The organism is Neisseria subflava, from assembly GCF_005221305.1.
In the GTDB taxonomy this organism is placed as follows: Bacteria; Pseudomonadota; Gammaproteobacteria; order Burkholderiales; family Neisseriaceae; genus Neisseria; species Neisseria subflava.
Window position 1 is genome coordinate 711,659 of record NZ_CP039887.1, and the last position, 22,068, is coordinate 733,726.

Here is a 22,068-nt window from a genome sequence, read left to right on the forward strand (position 1 = left end):
GCGGAATTTCATGACGAATTTTTTGAAAAAGAAATGAGACAAAACGATCCATTTTACGCTCATGAAGTTGATAACATTTGGCATGGAACGCACTTAGACTCGAGTTCTGAGGAGTATTGGAAATAAAAAATGGTTAAATTATCTATGTCTCTAATACCTTACCAATTGAAAGACCGTCTGAAAGTGAATGGTTTTTCAGACGGCCTTTAGTAATACATAAAGGAATAGATATGAAAACATTATTCGGTGCATTGATGAGTATGGTGGCTTTGGCAGCTTGTACATCTTCTTCAGTATCTCAGTCTGAACAAGCCTCTAAATCTCAGGTACAAACTCAACAAACGGCGCAGCCTACTTTAGCCGCCAAATGGCGTGTTGTCGCTTTCAATAAATTCACCGAAAAAGATTTGGCCGGTACTGATGCCTATCTGGATTTGAGTGAGATGCCTAAGGCGTATGGCAAGATGGGGTGTAACGGTATGATGTTCCAAGCCAATACGATTGGTTCGGACAAAATTGATTTTGGCCATATTGCGGTAAGCATGATGCTGTGTGAAGACATGAAGCTGGAAGATGCGTTTTTGCGCAAACAAAGCGTGTGGAACTATCGTTTTGACGGTAACGATTTGATTTTGGAACAAAAAGGCATCAGTATCCGTTTGCGCCGTGAATAATCTTAAAGGCCGTCTAAAAATAAAAATTTCAGACGGCCTTTTGAATCTTTATAATAAGCCCTATTTGAAACTAATACCGAATATCAAGGAAACCTATTATGGCAGCCTCGCCCGAAGCCAAGTTTACCGAAGAAAAAGTCTTGTGGATCAAACACCATACACCTAAGCTGATGACTTTTGCCATCAGCCGTCCTGAGTCCTACCGTTTTTCGGCAGGGCAGTTTTCGCGCCTTGGTTTCCGTGACGGCGAGGGCTTTATTTGGCGCGCGTATTCTGTCGTGTCTGCCGAATACTCCGATACGCTTGAGTATTTCGCGGTGTTAATCGAAGGCGGTCCGATGTCGGCGCGTTTTGCTGCGATGAAAGAGGGTGACACCATTTTGCTGGATAAAACGGCTACCGGTTTCCTTTTGCCCGAGCGTTTCCCCGACGGCAAAGATTTGGTCATGCTCTGCACGGGTTCCGGCATTGCGCCTTTCCTCTCTATTATCGAGCAGCCTGAAATCTGGCAGCGTTTCGACCGTTTGGTTTTGGCGCATTCCGTCTCTTACGCCGACGAGTTGATTTTCAACCAGCGCCTTGCCGATTTGAAAGAGCATCCGCTGATTGAAGAATATTTCCATAAATTCACTTTTGTTCCGGTTACCACGCGCAAGGAAACGGAAGGCGCATTGAGTGGCAAACGGATTCCCGAATTGCTGAAGAATGGCGACTTGGAAGAAAAAGTTGGCTTCAAGTTTACTAAGGCCGATACGCGCTTTATGGTTTGCGGCAATCCGGCAATGGTCAAAGATACTTTCCAAGCCCTGATGGATTTGGGCTACGCCATGCACCGCAACCGCATCCCCGGCGAAATCATGATGGAAAATGGTTTTTAACAGATAAATGGTCAAAGGCCGTCTGAAAGTTTCAGACGGCCTTCAATATTAAATATAAACCGAAAATCAGAGAAAATATGAATATCAAACAATTGATCCAAGCCCTGCCCAAAGCCGAGTTGCACGTCCATATCGAAGGGACGTTCGAGCCGGAGTTGATGTTTGAAATCGCCAAGCGCAACCACATAGCGATTCCTTATGAGAATGTCGATGCGGTACGGCAGGCTTATGATTTCCACAATTTGCAGTCGTTTTTGGATATTTATTATGCCGGTGCCGGTGTCTTGCTGCATGAGGCAGATTTTTACGATTTGACCCGCGCATATCTTGAGCGTTGCCGTGAAGACAACGTCGTGCATACGGAAATATTTTTCGATCCGCAAACCCATACTGCGCGTGGCGTGGCGTTTGAAACTGTGATTAACGGCATTGTCCGAGCCTGCCGTGAAGCCGGGCGGCAATGGGGCATAAGTACGCGTTTGATTACGTGTTTCCTGCGGCATTTGTCGGAAGAAAGCGCATTTGAAACCTTAAATCAGGCTTTGCCTTATAAAGAACACATCATCGGTGTAGGCTTGGATTCGAGCGAACTGGGGCATCCTCCCTCCAAGTTTGAACGTGTGTTTGCTCAGGCGCGGGCGGAGGGTTTGTTGACGGTGGCGCATGCCGGAGAAGAAGGCCCACCGGAATATGTTTACGAGGCTTTGGACTTGCTGCATGTCCGCCGTATCGATCATGGCGTACGGGCGGAAGAAGATGAGGCCTTGATGGCGCGTTTGATTGCAGAGCAAATACCGTTGACCGTTTGCCCGTTGAGTAATTTAAAATTGAAAGTATTTCCGGAGATGGCAAAACACAATTTGCGCCGTATGTTGCAACGCGGCGTGTTAGTAACCGTCAATTCCGATGATCCGGCGTATTTTGGCGGCTATATGAACCGCAATTTTGAAGCGCTTGCCGAGGCTTTGGATTTGAGTGCGGAAGAAATCAAAAACTTGTGCGCTAATTCGTTCCGCGCTTCATTTTTGAGCGAGGCGGAAAAGGAAGAATGGATACGGAAGATTGAAAGTTTTAATGTTGAATAACGATAAAAGGCCGTCTGAAAGTTTCAGACGGCCTTTGTTGATGGCGGTTAATAGTCGACTTCGATTTTAGGCGTTTCCTGCGCGGCTTTGTATTCTTCTTCCAATTCAAAGCGCAGCGGATACAAATTCAATTTTTCCATCAGCAGACGGTCGCCGTCTTCGTCCGGATTGCCCGTAGTCAGCAGCTTGTCGCCGTAGAAAATCGAGTTTGCGCCAGCCATGAAACACATAGCCTGCATGGATTCCGGCATATTGCTGCGGCCTGCGGACAGGCGGACGTAGCTGTGCGGCATAGTAATCCGTGCCACGGCGATGGTGCGCACGAACTCCGTCCAGTCTAAATCTTCGGCATCGGCAAGCGGCGTGCCTTCCACTTTGACCAACTGGTTAATCGGTACGCTTTCGGGCTGCGGGTCGAGGTTGGCGAGGCTGGCAATCAGTCCGGCACGCTCGGCGCGGGTCTCGTTCATGCCGACGATGCCGCCGCAGCAGACTTTTAAACCGGCGTTGCGAACTTTGCCCAAGGTGTCCATGCGGTCTTCGTGTTTGCGGGTGTGGATGATGTCGTTGTAGCGTTCGGGGTCGGTGTCGAGGTTGTGGTTGTAGTAGTCCAGGCCGGCTTTTTTGAAGTCTTCAGCCATGCCGTCTTCGAGCATGCCGAAGGTGCCGCACACTTCCATGCCCAAGCCCTTCACCGCGCTGATGATTTCGGAAACGACGGCCACGTCTTTGGGTTTGGGGCCGCGCCATGCTGCGCCCATACAGAAACGGCTGGCACCGCGCGATTGGGCAATTTTGGCTTTTTCGACGATTTCGTCCACATCCATCATCTGCTCTTTGCCCAGATTGGTGTTGTGGTGTGCCGATTGCGGGCAGTAGGCACAGTCTTCGGGACAACCGCCGGTTTTGATGGAGAGCAGGGTGGAAAGTTGGATTTCGCGCGGGTTGAAGTTTTGGCGGTGGATTTCGGCGGCTTGGAAAACGAGGTCGAGGAAAGGCAGTCCAAACAAAGCCTCGACATCGCATTTTTTCCAATAACGCGCAGTCGGATGCGGCTTGCGCTCGGTTTGACGGCGCAAGGCTACGGGAGATACGGTCATAGTGTGTTCTTTCGTGTTTACAGCGACGCAGTGTCGCTGACGGCTTGACTACCGGCGCAATGACGGCAGCAGCAGGTTTGAAATCAATATAAAAGGCCGTCTGAAACGGCGCAGCAAGTGTAACGCTTTTGATAATGTAGAGCAAATGTTTCAGACGGCCTGAAATATGGTCTGCCCGGGTTTGCTATAATCGCATTTTTAATTTTTCCGTTTTCTTATGAACGCGCCCAAAGCCTTCGCCGTACTCGGCCCGACCGCCGGCGGTAAAACCGCACTGGCCTTAAATATTGCCCAATCGTTGCCGGTGGAAATCATCAGTTTGGATTCCGCGCTGGTGTATCGCGGCATGGACATCGGTACAGCCAAGCCGACTGCCGAAGAGCTTGCCGCCGTACCGCATCATTTGATTGATATTATCTCGCCGCTGGAAAGTTACAGTGCGGCGGATTTTGTCGGCGATTGCGTGCGTTTGGTGAACGAAATACATGCACGCGGACGCTATCCGCTGATTGTCGGCGGCACGATGATGTATTTCCACGCGCTGACGGAAGGTTTGAACGATTTACCTAGTGCAGATGCGGCGGTGCGCGCACAACTTCAGGCAGAAAAAAACGAACACGGTCTGGCAGGCCTGTATCGCTGTTTGCAGGAAGTTGACCCGATGACGGCAGGCCGTCTGAAAGCCAACGACAGCCAACGTATTGAACGCGCTTTGGAAGTTTACCTTCTGACCGGTAAGCCTTTGAGCGAACATTTCACAGAGCAGAAGCAGGCCGCGCCTTTATTGGATTTATGCACGGTTGCCCTGATTCCCGAAGACCGTCATTTGTTACACCGACAAATCGAAAAACGCTTTTTAAATATGCTGGAACACGGTTTCCTAGATGAAATGCACGCTTTACGCCGCGATTATCCGCAGCTGCATGCCGATATGCCGTCTATGCGCTGCGTGGGCTACCGTCAGGCTTGGGATTATCTCGAAGGCGAAACCGATTATGATACCTTTGTCGAAAAAGGCATTGTCGCCACACGCCAGCTTGCCAAACGCCAGTTGACCTGGTTGCGGAAAATTCCTTTGGCGCATACGTTAGATCCTTACGCAGACAGCGATTATGTTCAGGCGGTCTTAGCCTTGGCGCGTCAGCATTTTCAGGAATAATCCATGCTGACCACGCCGCCACTTGCCCCTAAAACTTTGGCTACGCTAAAAGAATTGGGTATTCGTACACTGGAAGATTTGCAAAAAATCGGCGCAGTCCGCGCATTTCTATTGCTGAAAGCGTCTGGTTTGACCGTAACCAAAAGCACCTTATGGCAACTGGATGCGCTGGTTTCGGGTGTGGATGTCCGGCATATTTCCGAGGAGAGAAAAACGGAGCTGGGCAAGGCCTTGAAAAACCATCCGCCTGTTGCCGTTTTCCCTTCTCAAAATGATATGGAAGCCTTTATGCGGCTGGCGATAGAACAGGCCAGACAATCGGCGGCATTGGGCGAAGTCCCCGTTGGCGCGATCATTGTATATCAAGGCAAGGCAATCGCAGCAGCACACAATACCTGCATTGGCGACCACAATGTCAGCCACCATGCCGAAATCAATGCACTTTCCGCTGCCGGCAAAGCCTTGCAAAACTACCGCTTGGAAGACTGCGATGTGTACATCACATTAGAACCTTGCTCCATGTGCGCATCTGCCTTGATACAGGCGCGGGTCAGGCGCGTGATTTATGGTGCGGCCGAAGCTAAAACCGGCGCGGCAGGCAGCGTGGTCGATTTATTTGCCGACAAACGTCTGAACAAGCATACCGCAATTTTGGGCGGCATATTGGCAGAAGAATGCCAAAGCGTATTGCAGGATTTCTTTGCAGCCAAACGTAAGGCCGTCTGAATTTCAGACAGCCTGTCAGCAAAAACACTTTATTTTAAATTTTCGGATTTCCCATGTCAGTCAATCATTACGAAAACTTCCCTATCGGCTCCATTGTGCTGCCGCGCCGTTTGCGCAAGCCGGTTCACGCCGTTTACGCTTTTGCACGGACGGCGGACGATATTGCCGACGAAGGCAATGCCGAAGCAGCCGAACGCCTGCGCCAACTGGACGAACTGAAGGCAGAGTTAGACTGCATTGCACAAGGCGGGAAACCGCAAACGGCTTTGATGCAGCGTTTGTACAATGAGGCGATTGAGCCGTTCCAATTGCCGTTGCAGCCGTTTTATGATTTGCTGGCGGCGTTCAGTCAGGATGTGGTCAAAACCCGTTATGAAAACTTTGGCGAATTAATTGCCTATTGCCGCTTGTCCGCCAATCCGGTGGGGCGCATTATGCTGCATTTGTACGGGCAAACCGATGAAGTGAACATGGCGCAAAGCGACGGTATTTGCACTGCCTTGCAGCTGATTAATTTTTGGCAGGACGTGGCGGTAGATTGGCAAAAAGGGCGCGTGTACATTCCTCAGGAGGATTTGCAGAAGTTCAAAGTCAGCGAAGAACAGATTGCGGCCGGTAAAGCCGATTTTGCTTTTCAACGATTGATGGCGCACGAGTGCCAACGTGCCTTTCAAATACTGAAGGCAGGCTCGCCGTTGGGCAAAACCCTCAAAGGACGAATCGGTTTTGAGCTGCGCATGATTATTGTCGGCGGCCAGTTGATTTTGCAGAAGCTGGACGGTTGCAAATATGACGTGTTTAACCAGCGGCCGCTGTTGGATAAGAAAGACTGGATGATTATCATCAAACGGGCTTTGATGAAGAAATAAAAAAAGGCCGTCTGAAATGGATGTTTCAGACGGCCTTGATGTTTTTTGATTAGCGGTTTTTCAAACGGCTGATGCGGTTGTCCAAAGAAGGATGGGTGCTGAACCAAGAGTCTTTGGCTTCGCTGGCAATGCCCATTGCGGTCATGGTTTGCGGCAGATCGCTGGTGCTGCCTTTTAAGCGTTGCAGGGCAGCAATCATTTTCGGCGCGCCCACCAGTTTTGCAGCACCCGCATCGGCGCGGTATTCGCGTTGGCGGCTGAACCACATCACGATGATGCTGGCGAGAAAGCCGAATACGATCTGCAATACCATGCTGACCATGAAATATGTACCTTGCGAAGTGCTGCCGTCATTGTTGCGCGCCACCATGCTGGAAACGATACGCGCCAAGAAGACGACAAAAGTATTCACAATACCTTGAATCAGTGTCAGCGTTACCATATCGCCGTTGCCGACGTGCGCCATTTCATGCGCTAAAACGGCTTCGACTTCATCGCGGGTCATGTGGTCGAGCAGGCCGGTGCTGACAGCGACGAGCGAGCTGTTTTTGGTCGCGCCGGTTGCAAAGGCGTTAGGCTCAGGAGAGTCGTAAATGGCTACTTCCGGCGTTTTCAGATTCCATTGGCGGGCTTGCGCTTCAACAGTTGCCAACAGCCAAGCTTCTTCTTCGCTTTGGGGCTGGTCTATGACGACGGCGCCGACCGAATGTTTGGCGATGGTTTTCGACATCAGCAGGGAGACAATCGAGCCGCTGAAGCCGACGACGGCGGAATAAGCCAACAGGCTGCCGACTTGGTCGGTACTGTTGATGCCCAAGATGGCCAAAATAACACGGATGACAACCAGAACTGCGATATTGGTTGCGATAAATAAGAAAATGCGTTTCACCGATTATTCCTTTTTAGTGTGGTTTGTGAGGTGATTTTTATATGGGCGCATTGTCTCAAAAACTCTATAGAGATGAAACAGCGCAATAGGCAAAGGTATGCAAATTCAAAGCAATTGAAGCAAAGGCCGTCTGAAAAAGCAGTATTGATGGTTAAAAACAGCTTTTCAGACGGCCTGTATTGCAAACAGATATTATTTTCCGAATTCTTTCAGCCAGTCTCGCGCTACTAAAAATTGATTTAATGCGGCTTCTGGAGAACCTTCTTCCGGCACATATTGATACTCAAAGCGTACCAAAGGCGGCATGGACATCAAAATGCTTTCCGTACGGCCGCCGCTTTGCAGGCCGAACAGCGTGCCTCTGTCCCAAACCAAGTTAAATTCGACATAGCGCCCGCGACGGTAGAGTTGGAAATCTCGTTCACGTTCTCCATAAGGTGTATTTTTGCGTTTGGCCACAATCGGCAGATACGCTGCGATATAGCCTTCTCCGACTGCCTTGATAAAATTCAAGCAGGTATCGAAATCCCAGCGGTTTAAATCGTCAAAAAACAGGCCGCCCACGCCGCGTGTTTCGTTACGGTGTTTCAAATAGAAATATTCGTCACACCATTGTTTGAATTCAGGATAAACCGATTCGCCAAATGGCGCGCATACGTCCCGAGCCACTGTGTGCCAATGCACGATATCTTCTTCAAAAGGATAAAACGGCGTCAAATCAAAGCCGCCGCCAAACCACCAAACCGGCTCGGCATTTTCAGGATAGGCAATAAAAAAGCGCACATTGGCATGGCTGGTCGGAACATAAGGATTTTTCGGATGAATGACCAGCGACACGCCCATGGCTTCAAACGCCGCGCCTGTTAATTCCGGACGATGGGCCGTGGCAGAAGCCGGCATTTTTGTTCCCTTTACATGCGAAAAATTCACACCTGCCTGCTCGAATACTGTGCCGTTTTTCAATACGCGGGTTTCGCCGATGCCCAGTTTCCCCGTCCATGCTTCATGCACAAATTTGGCTTCGCCATCTTCTTGCTCCAGCGCGGCGCAGATTTGGTTTTGCAGGGTTTTGAGGAGGGTTAGAACGGATTCTGTGTGCATGATATATCCTTGATGGATTCGTATTTGCAAAATGACAGGGCAGAATATGATTTAAGTTGTTGAAACTAATTGTTATTTTTCTGTTTCTTTATTATGGGTAAATTTTTGCATGGGCGTATCTTGCAATCAAGCGTTACTCATCGGCAATAGATTGAAAGGTATTACGGGGTTAAAAATACAGTTGCTACTCTTGCTGCATGATATTGGCAAGATTTAATTTAAATGTTTGTTGAATCTTGTTTACATCCTTAGCAAAAATATGATAGTCACTCGAAGAATAGATAGATTTTATTCTATCCAAATTAGTTTGTTGATAACATTTTTTCATTTCCGCGATGAAAAAATTATCTTTTCCTCTTTCATTGAGACAGTTATTTTCTAACAGATAGATTGCCCATGCTGTAAAAATAAATGTACTATCTTCCGGATATTCAGATAAATAAATTTCGAATTCAATTATAGAATATTCAGCTGCTTCAATTAATGTTATATCTAAATCTCTGACAAATTTTTCCGTTATATTTTTAAATAATTTCTTGAATTCTATATAATTTTTTATTTTTTCCATGATTCTATTTTCCTGTAAAAATATTTAATTGAATATTTGGATAGCGATTTCTAAACTCTAAAATAACATTGCTGCAAGATTGACAGGTCTTTAATGATGATATTGCGATACCTTTCAGACGGCCTTGATTTATTCAGTAAAAAAAGTATGTGCGCCCAAATAGTTTTTTGCGTAGAACGGAGTGGAAAGTTTTTCGGTTTTGATGGTTTTACCGCTGCTGGGGGCGTGGATAAATTCGCCATTGCCGATGTAGAGGCCGACATGGGAATATTTGTGTGCGCCGCCGGTGTTGAAAAAGACAAGATCGCCGGCTTTTAATTTGCCGTCGGGAATTTTTCGGCTGGCTGCGGCCATATCGCGCGCGGTGCGTGGCAGATTGACGTTGAGGGCGTTTTTATAGACGAATTGGATCATGCCGCTGCAGTCAAAGCCTGTGGATGTGGTGCTGCCGCCCCATTTGTAGGGTGTACCGATCAGGCCTAGGCTGTGAAGCATCAATTCCTGCGAACCTTGGGTGTGGTCGATATGGGAAATGAGGACAGGTTGGACTTTTCTGGCGGCTGTTTGCGGCTTGTGGGATTTGTGTTTGCCGGTAGTGCCGCAGGAGGCCAACAATAGGCTGGCGGTACAAACAAATAGGGTTTTGCAGATGAGTCGAGACATGGTGAATTCCTCCGGCCGCATGATTTCTGTTTTCAGACGGCCTCTATAATAATCCTTCTATGGGTAGGATGGACAGGATTTTTGAAGTCATCCGTTTCCAGAATTTGGCTTCGGGCTCGTGTGCGTAAGTTCGTTTTTCGCTTGGGTCATACCAGTATAGTTTGTTGTAATTGCCAAGCGTTACCTGATAGGCGTAGCTTGGGGTGGTCGTTACGAGTGTGCGCTGCATTTGGCCTGCGATTTCGGGGCTTTCGATGACGACGCCCATTTCGGTATTGAGGCGTGCGGAGCGTGGGTCGAGGTTGAATGAGCCGATGAAAATACGTTTTTCGTCCACGATGAATGTTTTGGCGTGCAAGCTGGTGGCTGAGCTACCAGTTAAGCCGCGGTCTTTGGAGGTAGGAACGGCGTGGTTGGGTTGGAGTTCGTATAGTTTAACCCCGGCTTTAAGTAAGGGCTTGCGGTATTTGACGTAGCCGGAATGGACGGCGGCAACGTCGGTCGCCTGGAGGGAGTTGGTCAGGACGGTAACGTCCACGCCGTTGTGAATCAGCTTTTCTATGGCCTTAACTCCCGATTTTGTGGGTACAAAATAAGGGGAGACAAGGTAAACGCTTTTTTCAGGTTGCTTGAGGGCGTCTTGCAGGCGTTCGGAAATAGGCGGTTTGTGCCGGTCGCGGTCTAAGCCTTTGGCCGGGTCATCGCTGATCAGGCGTGTGCTGACGCTTTGCCACTCCATAAGGTTGCTCTGCATTTTTTGATAGAGGTTGGAGTGTTCGATGCTTTGACGATAGCGGATGAGCGTTTGGTTTTTATCTTGGTCGGTGTAATTGAGCTCTGCCAATCCTTTTTGCAGATTTCCCCGTTTGATGATGCTGGTTGCGTTGTAGGCGGAGTGGCTTGCCCAATAGCGGTCGAAATCTTGGGAAACTTCGGTTACGACGCGGCCTGTGGCGAGGATATCGAGGTCGGCAAAGATGGTATCGTCGTTAACCTTAAAATATTCGTCGCCGATATTGCGTCCGCCCAAAATGGTGGCACGGTTGTCGGCGGTAAACGATTTGTTGTGCATTCGGCGGTTGAGTCGCGGAAAGTCGGCAACGTAGCCGAGTGCACGCCATTTTCTGAAAATAAAGGGATTAAACAGACGTACTTCGATATTGGGATGATTGTCGAGTGCCAGCAGGAGATCATCCATGCCGTTGGTGTTGTTGTCGTCCAGAAGCAAACGCACACGGACGCCGCGTTCGGCCGCGCGATGAATCAGGTTGAACAGAAGCTTGCCGGATATGTCGTTGTGCCAGATATAGTATTGCAAATCGAGGGTATGGTCGGCGGATTCAATCAGGGCTGCACGGGCGACAAAGGCTTCATGGGCATCGTTCAGCAGATAGATATGGGAAACATCGGTCTTGGAGGACGTAGAAGGAATGCCTAATGCGCTGTCCAGCCGTGGGGTTGCAGGTATGTCAAGATAACTGCTTTGGGTGCGTTCGTCCAATGATGGCAAAAACGCGGCGCAACCGCCCAATAGCAGGGCATAAAGAAAGGGAAGATGAAATTTCATGGGAAACCGGTACAAACAATCCCTACCTAAATGACATTTAGGTAGGGATTGAATTGAAATTAGGTTGCTTGAATCAGCTTAGAAGGCAACATAATTTGCCGGATTGACCGGTTTGCCGTTTTGGCGGATTTCAAAGTGCAACTGGGTACGAGATGCATCGGTATTACCCATGTGCGCAATGGTTTGACCGCGTTTAACGGTTTGGTTTTCATTAACCAGCAGGCGTTGGTTGTGGCCGTATGCGCTCAAGAATGAGGAGTTGTGTTGGATGATGACCAAGTTGCCGTAACCGCGCAAGCCTGAGCCTGCGTAAACGACTTTACCGTCTGCCGCTGCAACAACCGGCTGGCCTTGCGTACCGGCGATATCTACGCCTTTGTTGCTGCCGCCGAAGTTGGCGATAACGTTACCGGTAGTCGGACGCTGCCATGTGATGCCGCTGACGTTGCGGCTGCTGCCGGTAGACACGGTTGGTGTATTAGCAGGAGTGCTTGGGGTTGGAGCAGTGGTTGTCGTTGTTGGAGTAGAAGGTTTGCTTGCAGAAGCTGCAGGTGCAACGTAGCCTTCAGGTTTCACGCGCAGGGTTTGACCAATGCTGATGGTGTTGTCGGCTAGGTTATTCCATGCACGCAGATTGTCTTGGGTAATGTTGTAGCGTTTGGAGATGTTGTAAACGGTATCACCACGAACAACAGTATGTGTCGCTGCATTAATATCAACAGGCGCATAAGAAGGCGTGTAAGTGCCGGTGCTGCCACTGTTGTATGTTGGAGCAGGTGTACTTGCCGGTGGAGTGTATGGAGCATCTGCCGCTGGGCTGGTGTTGGTATTGTAAGGCGCTGCACCGTAAGGATTGTCAGCGGTAGAGCTTGTTGTTGAACCACCGCTTTGTGTGCCGACGACTACAGGAGCCGGTTGTTGGCTGGCACAGGCTGCAAGTAATAAAACCAAAGCTGCCGATCCGGCATAAGATACACTTTTTTTCAACATGTTAATGACTTTCGTATTCGGGTAATTGTTCTCGTCGGAGCATATCATAATAAAAATATGCTTGATTCTCAAGTGTTCGGCTGTTAGGGACTGTTAAGGCGCAGGGATTTCTGACCAAAAGGAAGTGGTTTGCTCCATTTGTCCGTAGGCAGTCAAATCGACTTGCAGGGGGGTAATCGTGATGAAGCCGGACGCGCATTCGCCAAAGTCGGTACCTTCTTCGCTGTCGGAAACATCGCCGACCGGCCCAATCCAATAAATTTGTTCGCCACGTGGATTATACATGGGAACAATGCTTTGTTCATGATGACGACGGCCGAGCCGTGTAATTTTTATGCCTTGGATATCTTCAGGCGCGACGGCAGGGATATTGATATTCCATAAGATGGGTTCGGAAATAGGGCGTTTGAGAAAGTAGGAAAGCAGTATCCAAGCGGCTTTTTCCGCGGTTTCCCAATAACGGCCGCTGGAATCGGCAAGTGAGAAAGCAATGGCAGGAATGCCCATCAGGTAGGCTTCCGTCGCGGCGGCAACCGTACCGGAATAAAGCGTATCGTCGCCCATGTTCGCACCGTTGTTAATGCCGGACAAGACTAAGTCGGGTTTGAAATCAGCGAGGAAATGCTGGCCGACATGAATGCAGTCGGTAGGAGTACCGTTAACATAGTAAAACCCGTTTTCCGCCTGTTTCAGTTGTAAAGGACGGTCTAAAGTCAGGGAATTGCTGACGCCGCTGCGATCGCGTTCGGGCGCAACCACCCTGACATTGGCAAATTCTGCGCACACTCTTGCCAAAACAGCCAAACCGGGCGCAAGATAACCATCGTCGTTTGAGATTAATATGTTCATGTGACAATATTGTGTCTATCGGTAAGATGGGAGGTATTGTACTGGTTTGCTTAAGCGATTGTCCACGAATCGGCAACGTTTGGGCGGAAAGGATAATAATGAAACATTATGAGTTAGACCCCAAAGCTTTATTGGGCGGCGTGATTGCTTCAGACGGCAATCAGGAGATTGTTCAGCTTTCACTGCAGAAGGATAATGAAATTCCGGCCTATGAGGCGGATGCGATTATTTTGCTTTTGGTTTTAAACGGCAAAGCCGAAATCAAAACGGTGGACGAAGTTTTGCAAACCGAAGGCTTGCAAGTTATCCGTCTTGAGCCGATGGAAGCACACAGCATTCGCGCGTTGGCCGATAACACCAATATTTTGGTTATCAAACAATTAATTCACGAAACAGGTCTCAGCAAACGTTTGAGATTTGGAAGTTGCTGTCTGTAATGGCAAAAAAGGCCGTCTGAAAAGTTTCAGACGGCCTTTTTAAAATCAACTAGGTTTATTTCAAACCTTTTTTCACCAAGTCTTCATAACCGCCATGGTTGGTTACGTTGGTGTAGCCGGCTTTTTTCAGCCCGGTCAGCGCGGCTTCTGCACGGCGGCCGCTGCGGCAGTAGAGGTTTACCGGCGCATTTTTATCCGGGCTGACAGATTTGATACGGTCAACGATTTGGTCATGCGGAATATTGAGCGCACCTTGCAAATGGCCTTCTTTAAATTCTTCAGCAGAGCGGACATCAATCCAAACGCCTTTTGCTTTTGCAGGTTGTGCCGCGCTTTTTTCAACCTTAGGCATAGAGGCTGCGGAAGCGGCCAAAGGAGTGGCAATAGCGGCGGCAAAAAGTACGGCGGTCAGCAGTTTCTTCATGGTTCAATCTCCTATTAGATAGAAAACAATATGATAACTTTATCAGTTTAGCATTTCATCAGGCCGTCTGAAAGGGGAGTAGGCTTTCAGACGGCCTGATTTTACAAACCGATTAGCGTTGGGTTTCTACTGCTTCCAAAGCGCGCAAAGCGTAGGTATAAGCGGCACCTGCATTCAGGGCGATAGCGGTGGCCAATGCGCCGGCGATTTCGCTTTCGGTTGCACCTGCTTTGGCGGCGGCGGCGGCATGCACGCTGATGCAGCTTTCGCAACGTGTGGTAATGGCAACGGCAATGGCGATCAGTTCGCGTGTTTTGGCATCCAGTGCTTCGGCAGCGGCTGCTTGATCCAGTGCACCGTAGGCTTGCAGCATTTTAGGATGGTTTTTACCCAGTTCACCGAATGATTTTTTTACCAAGGCGGTATGTTCAGGCCAGTCTTTAAACATGATATGTCCTTTCTTAATGTGAGTGGATAAGATAAAAAATCCTATCCGTTTGTGTTTGGTGCGTGTATTATTGCAATAATTGGAAGATTTAAATCGTCAAAACATCTCATTTATTGGTAAAAAACACTATGGATATTTTGGATAGGCTGGTCGAATTGGCACAGGTAAAAGGCAGTGTGGATGTTCAATGCCTGTTTCAGGGGGAATGGTATGTGCGGCATGAACCAAAGCGTGCGCATGGTTTGGTGCATATCGTAACTGCCGGTTCGGGTTATATCCGAATTGATGGGGAGCAAGAGTCCAGGCTGCTGAGTGCTGGGGATGTCATTTTTTTCCCGCGCAGCGTAGGGCATACTTTGAGCAGCGATAGCAGTTGTGAAAATCTCGGTGTCAACGTGCTGACGAGTGAAAAAGGCGTATTTAAAGTCAAGCAGAGTCATGCAGGAGGCGATGCGGCTTTGCATCTTTTCTGCGCGCGGTTTGAATATGAAGTGCAGGCGGATATTATGGCGGGGCTGCCTGATACGGTTTTGCTGAATATCAACCATCCTTCTTTGCAGTATTTAGTGGCGTTATTGCAGTATGAGAGCGGTCAGGCTTTGTCCGGCTCGGTAGCGGTTGTGAACGCATTGGCTTCGGTGTTGTTGATATTTCTACTTCGAGCCAGCCTGGAGAAAAATGGGGAAGCGCAATTAAGCGGTTTGCTGAATGGTTGGCAGGACAAACGCCTACGGAATCTGCTTCAGGCAGTAGTGGATAAGCCGGAAGAGGAATGGAATATCGAGAAAATGACCGCGATAGCCAACTTATCTCGCGCCCAGTTGATGCGGGTATTTAAGCAGCAGACGGGAACAAGCCCTCATGCCTTTGTAAACAGTATCCGCTTGCAGCAAGGGGCATTATTGTTGAAACAGACGGCGGATTCGGTTTTATCGGTTGCGCTCTCGGTCGGTTTTCAATCGGAAACGCATTTCGGCAAGGCATTCAAAAAGCAATATGGGATATCGCCGGGGCAATATCGTAAGAATGATCGTACTGATGAAGCGGCAGTACAAGCGGAAGAAATGCCGATTTACTTTATTTGAACAGATGATAAAAGGCCGTCTGAAAGTGTAAAAATGAAATCTAAGATTTCTAAAACACTTTTCAGACGGCCTTAATTTTAAAACGTATCAATCAAACAGAATTAGTCCAGTTTTTTGAAATGACGGCGACGTTCCAATTCGCTCAGGTAGCGTTTACGCAGGCGGATGGATTGTGGTGTAATTTCAACCAGTTCGTCATCGTCGATGAACTCAACCGCACCTTCCAAAGTCAATTTGATCGGTGTAGTCAGGCGCACGGCTTCATCTGTACCGCTGGCACGAACGTTGGTCAGTTTTTTACCTTTCAGAGGATTTACCACCAAGTCGTTGTCGCGGCTGTGAATACCGATAATCATACCTTCGTAGACTTTGTCGTTTGGAGAAATGAACATACGGCCGCGGTCTTCCAAGTTCCACAGGGCGTAAGCAACGGCTTCACCTTGCTCTTGAGAAACCAGTACGCCGTTGTGACGGCCGGGCATATCGGGTTTAACCGGTGCGTAGTCGTCAAAAACGTGGCTCATCAAGCCGGTACCGCGGGTCAAGGTCAGGAATTCGCCTTGGAAACCGATCAGGCCGCGGGCAGGAATGTGGTACTCCAGACGGGTACGGCCATTGCCGTCGCTTTCCATATTGGTCAATTCGCCACGGCGACGGCCAAGTTCTTCCATAACGGCTCCTTGGTTTTCATCCGGTACGTCCACGGTCAGGTTTTCGTAAGGCTCGCATTTTTGGCCATTGATTTCACGGAATACCACGCGCGGTTTGCCGACTGCCAATTCAAAGCCTTCGCGGCGCATGTTTTCCAACAAAATGGTTAGGTGTAATTCGCCACGGCCGGAAACGCGGAATACATCAGCGTCGGCAGTATCTTCAACACGCAGGGCAACGTTGGTCAGCAATTCTTTTTGCAGGCGGTCGCGGATTTGGCGGGAAGTCACGAATTTGCCTTCAGTACCGGCCAAAGGAGAAGTATTGACCATAAAGTCCATGGTCAGGGTCGGCTCGTCTACACTCAACATAGGCAAGCCTTTAGGATTGTCTTTGTCGGTAATGGTTACGCCGATACCGATGTCTTCGATACCGGAAATAATCACGATGTCGCCGGCTTCAGCTTCTTCCAAAGGTACGCGTTCCAAGCCTTGGAAACCCAAAAGCTGGTTGATACGGCCTTGTGCAACTTGTTCTTCATGGTTCATAACGGCAACGACTTGACCGGGTTTGATGCGGCCGTTCAGGATGCGGCCGATACCGAGGCGACCGGTGTAGTTGTCGTAGTCCAGTTGGGAAATTTGAAGTTGCAGTGTTGCGTCTGCATTGCCGCTTGGAGGAGGCGTGTGTTTCAAAATGGTCTCGAACAGAGGGCGCATATCGCTGCTCTCGTCGTTTTCATCCAATTTGGCAAAGCCGGATAGGCCGGAAGCATAGACGATAGGGAAGTCCAATTGTTCGTCAGTTGCGCCCAAGTTATCGAACAATTCGAATGTTTGGTCGATAACCCAGCTTGGACGGGCAGACGGTTTGTCGATTTTGTTGATGACAACGATAGGTTTCAGACCCAAAGCCAAGGCTTTTTTGGTCACGAAACGGGTTTGCGGCATAGGGCCTTCTTGTGCGTCAACCAACAGTACGACGCAGTCAACCATGCCCAATACACGTTCCACTTCGCCACCAAAATCGGCGTGTCCCGGAGTATCTACGATGTTGATGTGGTAGCCTTCGTATTCGATGGCAGTATTTTTAGCGAGAATGGTAATGCCGCGCTCTTTTTCAAGATCGTTGCTGTCCATTACGCGCTCTTCTACTTGCTGGTTGGAACGGAATGTACCGGACTGACGCAGCAATTGGTCAACTAATGTGGTTTTGCCATGGTCGACGTGGGCGATGATGGCAATATTGCGGATTTGTTTCATGATGATTTATGTGTTTCAGCTAGGTGCTTAAAAAAGATAACTGGTAATTATAGCACGATTCCTAAGTATTGACCGAGTAGAAGATTCAAAAAAATGAGGCAAAAGCAGTTGAGAATAATTCATAATTAAATTTGATTGATTTTGTTGGATTATTTGCTTTTATTTATGGTTAACGAATGTAAATGTTTTTGAATAATGCAATGGATTCTTAATACCAATGTCAAAAAATTGTTATTAAAAACAGGGGATTAATTTTTCATACGGCCTTTTAGGCGGGTTAAATTTTTTGATAATTGTTTGTATTTTAAATAGAAAATTTGTCAAAAGTGCTGCTTGTGCATACAATTACGTCATTCCATAACAACACACGAATCTTCATTTCGTGATCGTCAACTTTTAAAAGAAAGAGAAAGAATTATGCAAGGCAACCAAGCAGTTATTGATTACATGAACGAATTATTGTCTGGCGAGTTGGCTGCTCGCGACCAATATTTTATCCACTCTCGCATGTACTCTGAATGGGGTTACACCAAACTGTTCGAACGTCTGAACCATGAGATGGAAGAAGAAACCACTCACGCCGAAGACTTCATCCGTCGTATCCTGATGTTGGGCGGTACTCCTAAAATGACCCGTGCCGAACTGAACATCGGTACTGACGTAATTTCCTGCCTGAAAGCAGACTTGAACACTGAATACGAAGTACGCGATGCACTGAAAAAAGGCATCAAATTGTGCGAAGAAGCTCAAGACTATGTTACCCGCGATTTGATGGTTGCCCAACTGAAAGACACTGAAGAAGATCACGCTCACTGGTTGGAACAACAACTGCGTCTGATCGAATTGGTCGGCGAAGGCAACTACTACCAAAGCCAACTGTAGTCTAGCGTATAACGTATAAGGAGCTGAAAATGAAAGGCGATCGCTTAGTTATCCGCGAATTGAATAAAAACTTGGGCTTGCTCTTGGTTACCATCAACCAATACTTCCTGCATGCCCGCATTTTGAAAAACTGGGGCTTTGAAGAATTGGGCGAACACTTCTTCAAACAATCCATCCGCGAAATGAAATCCGCAGACGATTTGATCGAGCGTATTTTGTTCTTGGAAGGCCTGCCTAATCTGCAAGAGTTGGGTAAACTGTTGATCGGTGAATCTACCGAAGAAATCATTGCCTGCGATCTGAAAAAAGAGTATGAAAAACATGATGCTCTGGTTGCAGCCATCGCTCTTGCAGAAGAACAACAAGACTACGTCAGCCGTGATTTGTTGGAAAAACAAAAAGACATCAACGAAGAACACATCGACTGGCTTGAAACTCAGCAGGAATTGATTGGCAAAGTTGGTTTGCCAAACTACCTGCAAACAGCGGCGCAAGAGGACTAAAACACAAACCACTGCCAAATATAGCAGTCCCTGCTCCCATCAACGGCATATCTTTACGGATATGCCGTTTTCTTTTATGGAAATGCTTTAAGGCCGTCTGAATGTTCAGACGGCCTTGATTTTATATCGCTTTCAAACGGTATAGATAAGTGGTTTCCTTGTTTCTGGCAAACGCTAAAGGATCGGATTCATCTATTGCTTTTTTGTGTTGCGGTTTGGTTTTTAGAATATCGACTACATTGAGTGAGGCCGTCTGAAAGCATTGTTGTAAAAAGTCTTTATCGCGCAAATGCAAGTGTTCTGCCAAGTCGGAAATAATCAGCCAGGCTTCGCCGTTTGGATTTAAGTGATGACGTACGCCGTTGAGGAACGCAGTCAGCATGGCATGATTGGGGTCGTAAAGAGCAGTCTCGATGGCGGAGGTCGGTTTTGCCGGCAGCCAAGGCGGATTGCAGACGATAAGGTCGGCGCAACTTTTTGGAAATAAATCAATCGATTGGATATTGACAGCTTTATTCAAGCCTAGGCGTTTGAGGTTTGCTGTGGCGCAGGCAATTGCTTTGGGGTTGGTGTCTGTGGCAATGATGTTAGATATGCCTCGTTTGGCCAAAATTGCGGCAATCACGCCTGAGCCGGTGCCGATGTCAAAGGCCGTCTGAATATTGGGAGCGAGTGGTGCTTGGGCGATTAAATCCAAATATTCGCCACGCAGTGGAGAGAATACGCCGAAAGGAACATGGATTTTTCCGTCTAGCTGCGGAATGTCTATACCTTTTTTGTGCCACTCGTGCGCACCGATAAAGCCCAGTAATTGATTCAGCGGTAAGAGAAACGGCTTGTCGTTTGGTGTATCGTAAACATCGCGCAGAGCGGCGTAGATGTCGGGTGCGCGTGCATTGTCCAGTTGAAAATTCGGTTGGATTTCAACGGCAAGCATATTGAGCAAACGGCTTTGCTGAGCCTGTTTCATACGGTGGGCGTGAAAGGCCGTCTGAATATCGGCAGGTGCGCCTTTCTTTTTTTCAGACGGCCTGCGGATACATTTTTTCATTGCGGCCAAGACTTGCTTGACATTGTGAAAATCGCCAGTCCAAACAGTTGCAGTTTGCGCGTGGGCATTTTTTAAAATTTCTGCTGCGCCTGCTTCTTGGATGTAAACCGCCTGCTTGGGCGGTTTTTGTGTGCTTTCGTTGCGCCATTCGATGTCGGAGCGGTTGGTAGGGATGGGGTGGGACATAATGTGTTTCAAATCGGGGAAATAGGGGATTAGTTTACTATATTTAGGATGTGTTCGGTTTGAGAGGAGCTTTTAATAGTCTAAATTAGACAAAATGTATAAAAAATTCTTAAATTTTAAAATTTGATCTGATATTTTGATAAAAATAGATTGTCGTTTTGTCTAAAATGAGTATAATGCAAAACCAGAACACAATAATCTTAATCGGATTTGGACAAGGAACATCATGCAATTAGACATTGACCGTTTGGTTGCCTATTTTGGCGGCGTAAACGCGCTGGCCGAAGCCCTGAAACAGCACGACCCGGAAAATGCTGCGACCACAGCGGCTATCTACAAATGGCGTACACGCGGTTCCCTGCCTTTGGCTCAGTTGCAAAAACTGACCGCTTTGGCGGAAGCGCAAGGCAGACCGCTTGATTTGAATGCTTTTTTACAAAAAAACGAATCTCTGGAGAGAACAGAAATGACACAGACCAATCGTGTAATTATTTTTGACACTACCATGCGCGATGGCGAGCAGTCGCCCGGTGCATCCATGACCAAAGAGGAGAAAATCCGTATTGCCCGTCAGTTGGAAAAGATGGGTGTCGATGTGATTGAGGCAGGTTTTGCAGCAGCCAGTCCGGGCGATTTTGAATCGGTTAATGCGATTGCCAAAATTATTACCAAATCTACAGTTTGCTCATTGGCGCGTGCCGTTGAAAACGATGTGCGCAAAGCAGGCGAAGCTGTTTCCCCCGCTCCAAATAAACGTATTCACACTTTTATCGCTACCAGCCCGATCCACATGGAGCACAAACTGAAAATGAAGCCGCAGCAGGTCATCGATGCGGCGGTCAAAGCGGTGAAAATTGCCAAAGAATACACTGACGATGTGGAATTTTCTGCCGAAGACGCAGTGCGTTCGGATTTGGACTTCCTTGCCAAAATCTTTACGGCGGTTATCGAAGCGGGGGCGACTACTATCAACATTCCCGATACTGTCGGCTACTCCATCCCTTCCGTATGGTACGAGCGTATCAGCAACATCATCAAAAGCGTTCCCAATGGCGACAAAGTAGTTTGGTCGACCCACTGCCATAATGACTTGGGTATGGCGGTTGCTAACTCATTAGCTGCTGTTCAGGCAGGTGTGCGTCAGGTGGAATGTACCATCAACGGTTTGGGAGAACGCGCAGGCAATGCCAGCCTTGAAGAAATCGTGATGGCGTTGAAGGTGCGTCATGATTTGTTTGGCTTGGAAACCGGCATCGATACCACGCAAATTGTGCCGGTTTCCAAACTGGTATCTACTATCACCGGCTATCCGATTCAGCCAAACAAAGCAGTAGTCGGCGCAAACGCCTTTGCGCACGAATCAGGCATCCACCAAGACGGCGTGTTGAAACACCCTGAAACCTATGAAATCATGACTGCCGAATCAGTCGGCTGGTCAACCAACCGCCTGACTTTAGGCAAATTGTCCGGCCGTAATGCTTTCAAAACCAAGCTGGCTGATTTAGGCATCGAGTTGGAAAGCGAAGAGGCGTTGAATGCGGCATTCGCACGCTTCAAAGAGCTGGCGGATAAGAAACGCGAAATCTTTGATGAAGACTTGCACGCTTTGGTGTCTGATGAAATGGGCAGCCTGAATGCTGAAAGCTACAAATTCATCTCTCAAAAAATCAGCACCGAAACTGGTGAAGAGCCTCGTGCCAATATCGTGTTCAGTATTCGCGGCGAAGAAAAACACGCTACCGCTACCGGCTCCGGCCCTGTTGATGCGATCTTTAAAGCCATTGAAAGCGTGGCTCAAAGTGGCGCGACCTTGCAGATTTACTCTGTCAACGCGGTGACACAAGGTACAGAAAGCCAAGGCGAAACTTCTGTCCGCCTGCAACGTGGCGATCGAGTGGTCAACGGTCAAGGCGCAGATACCGACGTGTTGGTGGCGACTGCCAAGGCTTATCTGTCTGCACTGAGCAAATTGGAATTCGGTCAAGCCAAGCCTAAAGCGCAAGGCAGCGGCATGATTTAAT

The 22,068-nt window shown here is 48.3% G+C and carries 23 protein-coding genes and 1 pseudogene; 11 read left to right on the forward strand and 13 right to left on the reverse strand.

Annotated features, from left to right (window positions below; translation table 11 throughout):
- Positions 1-230: 230 nt before the first annotated feature.
- The 3 genes from FAH66_RS03515 (at position 231) to FAH66_RS03525 (ending at position 2,637) form a co-directional block, all read left to right on the forward strand.
- Positions 231-674: an META domain-containing protein gene (locus FAH66_RS03515; protein WP_070747929.1), complete on the forward strand. Its 444-nt coding sequence runs from the start codon at positions 231-233 to the stop codon at positions 672-674.
- Between the two features lie 98 nt (positions 675-772).
- On the forward strand, positions 773-1,552 hold the full coding sequence (locus FAH66_RS03520) for a ferredoxin--NADP reductase (RefSeq protein WP_137040708.1): 780 nt from the start codon (positions 773-775) through the stop codon (positions 1,550-1,552).
- A gap of 77 nt (positions 1,553-1,629) precedes the next feature.
- Positions 1,630-2,637: an adenosine deaminase gene (locus tag FAH66_RS03525; RefSeq protein WP_137040709.1), complete on the forward strand. Its 1,008-nt coding sequence runs from the start codon at positions 1,630-1,632 to the stop codon at positions 2,635-2,637.
- Positions 2,638-2,684: 47 nt separating this feature from the next.
- On the opposite strand, the gene bioB is transcribed toward FAH66_RS03525, so the two are convergent.
- Complete coding sequence (bioB, locus tag FAH66_RS03530) at positions 2,685-3,737, reverse strand: biotin synthase BioB (RefSeq protein ID WP_137040710.1); 1,053 nt, start codon at positions 3,735-3,737, stop codon at positions 2,685-2,687.
- 217 nt (positions 3,738-3,954) lie between these two features.
- On the opposite strand from bioB, the gene miaA reads away from it, so the two are divergent.
- From miaA to hpnC, 3 genes are read left to right on the forward strand one after another with little or no spacing between them, the layout of a single operon-like run.
- Complete coding sequence (gene miaA, locus FAH66_RS03535) at positions 3,955-4,896, forward strand: tRNA (adenosine(37)-N6)-dimethylallyltransferase MiaA (protein ID WP_137040711.1); 942 nt, start codon at positions 3,955-3,957, stop codon at positions 4,894-4,896.
- Between the two features lie 3 nt (positions 4,897-4,899).
- Complete coding sequence (tadA, locus tag FAH66_RS03540) at positions 4,900-5,622, forward strand: tRNA adenosine(34) deaminase TadA (protein ID WP_137040712.1); 723 nt, start codon at positions 4,900-4,902, stop codon at positions 5,620-5,622.
- Positions 5,623-5,675: 53 nt separating this feature from the next.
- Positions 5,676-6,491, forward strand: a complete 816-nt coding sequence (gene hpnC, locus FAH66_RS03545; RefSeq protein WP_137040713.1) for a squalene synthase HpnC — start codon at positions 5,676-5,678, stop codon at positions 6,489-6,491.
- Between the two features lie 49 nt (positions 6,492-6,540).
- On the opposite strand, the gene htpX is transcribed toward hpnC, so the two are convergent.
- The 8 genes and pseudogenes from htpX to surE all read right to left on the reverse strand — a co-directional run bounded on the left by htpX (position 6,541) and on the right by surE (position 13,118).
- Positions 6,541-7,380 carry a protease HtpX gene (gene htpX, locus FAH66_RS03550; RefSeq protein WP_070633622.1) on the reverse strand — a complete coding sequence of 280 codons (840 nt, stop codon included), beginning with the start codon at positions 7,378-7,380 and terminating at the stop codon, positions 6,541-6,543.
- 192 nt (positions 7,381-7,572) lie between these two features.
- Positions 7,573-8,481, reverse strand: coding sequence for an oxygen-dependent coproporphyrinogen oxidase (gene hemF, locus FAH66_RS03555; protein WP_137040714.1), 909 nt, complete (start codon positions 8,479-8,481; stop codon positions 7,573-7,575).
- Positions 8,482-8,665: 184 nt separating this feature from the next.
- The gene (locus FAH66_RS03560; protein ID WP_002219725.1) at positions 8,666-9,049 is read right to left on the reverse strand and encodes a hypothetical protein; all 384 of its coding nucleotides are present in this window, start codon (positions 9,047-9,049) and stop codon (positions 8,666-8,668) included.
- A gap of 4 nt (positions 9,050-9,053) precedes the next feature.
- Positions 9,054-9,149 (reverse strand): annotated as a pseudogene (locus FAH66_RS11205) (deaminase domain-containing protein); the annotation flags it as partial.
- Positions 9,150-9,178: 29 nt separating this feature from the next.
- A complete protein-coding gene (locus tag FAH66_RS03570; RefSeq protein WP_137040715.1) occupies positions 9,179-9,712 on the reverse strand; it encodes a C40 family peptidase in 534 nt (177 codons plus the stop codon).
- Positions 9,713-9,755: 43 nt separating this feature from the next.
- Positions 9,756-11,279, reverse strand: coding sequence for a phospholipase D family protein (locus FAH66_RS03575; protein ID WP_137040716.1), 1,524 nt, complete (start codon positions 11,277-11,279; stop codon positions 9,756-9,758).
- A 78-nt stretch (positions 11,280-11,357) separates the two neighbouring features.
- Positions 11,358-12,269 carry a peptidoglycan DD-metalloendopeptidase family protein gene (locus tag FAH66_RS03580; protein WP_003686291.1) on the reverse strand — a complete coding sequence of 304 codons (912 nt, stop codon included), beginning with the start codon at positions 12,267-12,269 and terminating at the stop codon, positions 11,358-11,360.
- Positions 12,270-12,362: 93 nt separating this feature from the next.
- Positions 12,363-13,118 (reverse strand): 5'/3'-nucleotidase SurE, encoded by a 756-nt coding sequence (gene surE / locus FAH66_RS03585; protein WP_137040717.1) that lies wholly within the window; start codon positions 13,116-13,118, stop codon positions 12,363-12,365.
- A gap of 98 nt (positions 13,119-13,216) precedes the next feature.
- On the opposite strand from surE, the gene FAH66_RS03590 reads away from it, so the two are divergent.
- Positions 13,217-13,555 carry a cupin domain-containing protein gene (locus FAH66_RS03590; RefSeq protein ID WP_049329421.1) on the forward strand — a complete coding sequence of 113 codons (339 nt, stop codon included), beginning with the start codon at positions 13,217-13,219 and terminating at the stop codon, positions 13,553-13,555.
- A 55-nt stretch (positions 13,556-13,610) separates the two neighbouring features.
- On the opposite strand, the gene FAH66_RS03595 is transcribed toward FAH66_RS03590, so the two are convergent.
- Positions 13,611-13,979, reverse strand: a complete 369-nt coding sequence (locus FAH66_RS03595; RefSeq protein WP_137040718.1) for a rhodanese-like domain-containing protein — start codon at positions 13,977-13,979, stop codon at positions 13,611-13,613.
- Positions 13,980-14,091: 112 nt separating this feature from the next.
- On the reverse strand, positions 14,092-14,427 hold the full coding sequence (locus tag FAH66_RS03600) for a carboxymuconolactone decarboxylase family protein (RefSeq protein WP_003680742.1): 336 nt from the start codon (positions 14,425-14,427) through the stop codon (positions 14,092-14,094).
- 128 nt (positions 14,428-14,555) lie between these two features.
- On the opposite strand from FAH66_RS03600, the gene FAH66_RS03605 reads away from it, so the two are divergent.
- Positions 14,556-15,512, forward strand: coding sequence for a cupin domain-containing protein (locus FAH66_RS03605; RefSeq protein ID WP_137040719.1), 957 nt, complete (start codon positions 14,556-14,558; stop codon positions 15,510-15,512).
- Positions 15,513-15,613: 101 nt separating this feature from the next.
- On the opposite strand, the gene typA is transcribed toward FAH66_RS03605, so the two are convergent.
- Positions 15,614-17,425, reverse strand: a complete 1,812-nt coding sequence (gene typA / locus FAH66_RS03610) for a translational GTPase TypA (RefSeq protein WP_070747910.1) — start codon at positions 17,423-17,425, stop codon at positions 15,614-15,616.
- A 417-nt stretch (positions 17,426-17,842) separates the two neighbouring features.
- Here typA and bfr (FAH66_RS03615) point away from each other — a divergent pair, with 417 nt between their 5' ends.
- Together bfr (FAH66_RS03615) and bfr (FAH66_RS03620) are read left to right on the forward strand one after the other, a co-directional pair.
- The gene (gene bfr / locus FAH66_RS03615; protein WP_003686357.1) at positions 17,843-18,307 is read left to right on the forward strand and encodes a bacterioferritin; all 465 of its coding nucleotides are present in this window, start codon (positions 17,843-17,845) and stop codon (positions 18,305-18,307) included.
- 29 nt (positions 18,308-18,336) lie between these two features.
- Positions 18,337-18,810 (forward strand): bacterioferritin, encoded by a 474-nt coding sequence (gene bfr, locus FAH66_RS03620; RefSeq protein ID WP_003686403.1) that lies wholly within the window; start codon positions 18,337-18,339, stop codon positions 18,808-18,810.
- A 121-nt stretch (positions 18,811-18,931) separates the two neighbouring features.
- On the opposite strand, the gene FAH66_RS03625 is transcribed toward bfr (FAH66_RS03620), so the two are convergent.
- Positions 18,932-20,047, reverse strand: coding sequence for a methyltransferase (locus FAH66_RS03625; RefSeq protein WP_137040720.1), 1,116 nt, complete (start codon positions 20,045-20,047; stop codon positions 18,932-18,934).
- Positions 20,048-20,273: 226 nt separating this feature from the next.
- On the opposite strand from FAH66_RS03625, the gene FAH66_RS03630 reads away from it, so the two are divergent.
- A complete protein-coding gene (locus FAH66_RS03630) occupies positions 20,274-22,067 on the forward strand; it encodes a 2-isopropylmalate synthase (protein WP_003686450.1) in 1,794 nt (597 codons plus the stop codon).
- Position 22,068 lies beyond the last annotated feature (1 nt).

What these genes read in the sequence shown, in the direction of transcription:
- FAH66_RS03570 (WP_137040715.1), bottom strand. Translation starts at nt 9,712, where the DNA reads ATGTCTCGACTCATCTGCAAAACCCTATTTGTTTGTACCGCCAGCCTA.
- FAH66_RS03515 (WP_070747929.1), top strand. Translation starts at nt 231, where the DNA reads ATGAAAACATTATTCGGTGCATTGATGAGTATGGTGGCTTTGGCAGCT.
- miaA (WP_137040711.1), top strand. Translation starts at nt 3,955, where the DNA reads ATGAACGCGCCCAAAGCCTTCGCCGTACTCGGCCCGACCGCCGGCGGT.
- surE (WP_137040717.1), bottom strand. Translation starts at nt 13,118, where the DNA reads ATGAACATATTAATCTCAAACGACGATGGTTATCTTGCGCCCGGTTTG.
- FAH66_RS03580 (WP_003686291.1), bottom strand. Translation starts at nt 12,269, where the DNA reads ATGTTGAAAAAAAGTGTATCTTATGCCGGATCGGCAGCTTTGGTTTTA.
- FAH66_RS03630 (WP_003686450.1), top strand. Translation starts at nt 20,274, where the DNA reads ATGCAATTAGACATTGACCGTTTGGTTGCCTATTTTGGCGGCGTAAAC.
- FAH66_RS03560 (WP_002219725.1), bottom strand. Translation starts at nt 9,049, where the DNA reads ATGGAAAAAATAAAAAATTATATAGAATTCAAGAAATTATTTAAAAAT.
- FAH66_RS03605 (WP_137040719.1), top strand. Translation starts at nt 14,556, where the DNA reads ATGGATATTTTGGATAGGCTGGTCGAATTGGCACAGGTAAAAGGCAGT.
- FAH66_RS03525 (WP_137040709.1), top strand. Translation starts at nt 1,630, where the DNA reads ATGAATATCAAACAATTGATCCAAGCCCTGCCCAAAGCCGAGTTGCAC.
- typA (WP_070747910.1), bottom strand. Translation starts at nt 17,425, where the DNA reads ATGAAACAAATCCGCAATATTGCCATCATCGCCCACGTCGACCATGGC.
- FAH66_RS03595 (WP_137040718.1), bottom strand. Translation starts at nt 13,979, where the DNA reads ATGAAGAAACTGCTGACCGCCGTACTTTTTGCCGCCGCTATTGCCACT.
- hemF (WP_137040714.1), bottom strand. Translation starts at nt 8,481, where the DNA reads ATGCACACAGAATCCGTTCTAACCCTCCTCAAAACCCTGCAAAACCAA.
- tadA (WP_137040712.1), top strand. Translation starts at nt 4,900, where the DNA reads ATGCTGACCACGCCGCCACTTGCCCCTAAAACTTTGGCTACGCTAAAA.
- bfr (WP_003686403.1), top strand. Translation starts at nt 18,337, where the DNA reads ATGAAAGGCGATCGCTTAGTTATCCGCGAATTGAATAAAAACTTGGGC.
- FAH66_RS03600 (WP_003680742.1), bottom strand. Translation starts at nt 14,427, where the DNA reads ATGTTTAAAGACTGGCCTGAACATACCGCCTTGGTAAAAAAATCATTC.
- FAH66_RS03590 (WP_049329421.1), top strand. Translation starts at nt 13,217, where the DNA reads ATGAAACATTATGAGTTAGACCCCAAAGCTTTATTGGGCGGCGTGATT.
- FAH66_RS03520 (WP_137040708.1), top strand. Translation starts at nt 773, where the DNA reads ATGGCAGCCTCGCCCGAAGCCAAGTTTACCGAAGAAAAAGTCTTGTGG.
- bioB (WP_137040710.1), bottom strand. Translation starts at nt 3,737, where the DNA reads ATGACCGTATCTCCCGTAGCCTTGCGCCGTCAAACCGAGCGCAAGCCG.
- FAH66_RS03575 (WP_137040716.1), bottom strand. Translation starts at nt 11,279, where the DNA reads ATGAAATTTCATCTTCCCTTTCTTTATGCCCTGCTATTGGGCGGTTGC.
- FAH66_RS03625 (WP_137040720.1), bottom strand. Translation starts at nt 20,047, where the DNA reads ATGTCCCACCCCATCCCTACCAACCGCTCCGACATCGAATGGCGCAAC.
- bfr (WP_003686357.1), top strand. Translation starts at nt 17,843, where the DNA reads ATGCAAGGCAACCAAGCAGTTATTGATTACATGAACGAATTATTGTCT.
- hpnC (WP_137040713.1), top strand. Translation starts at nt 5,676, where the DNA reads ATGTCAGTCAATCATTACGAAAACTTCCCTATCGGCTCCATTGTGCTG.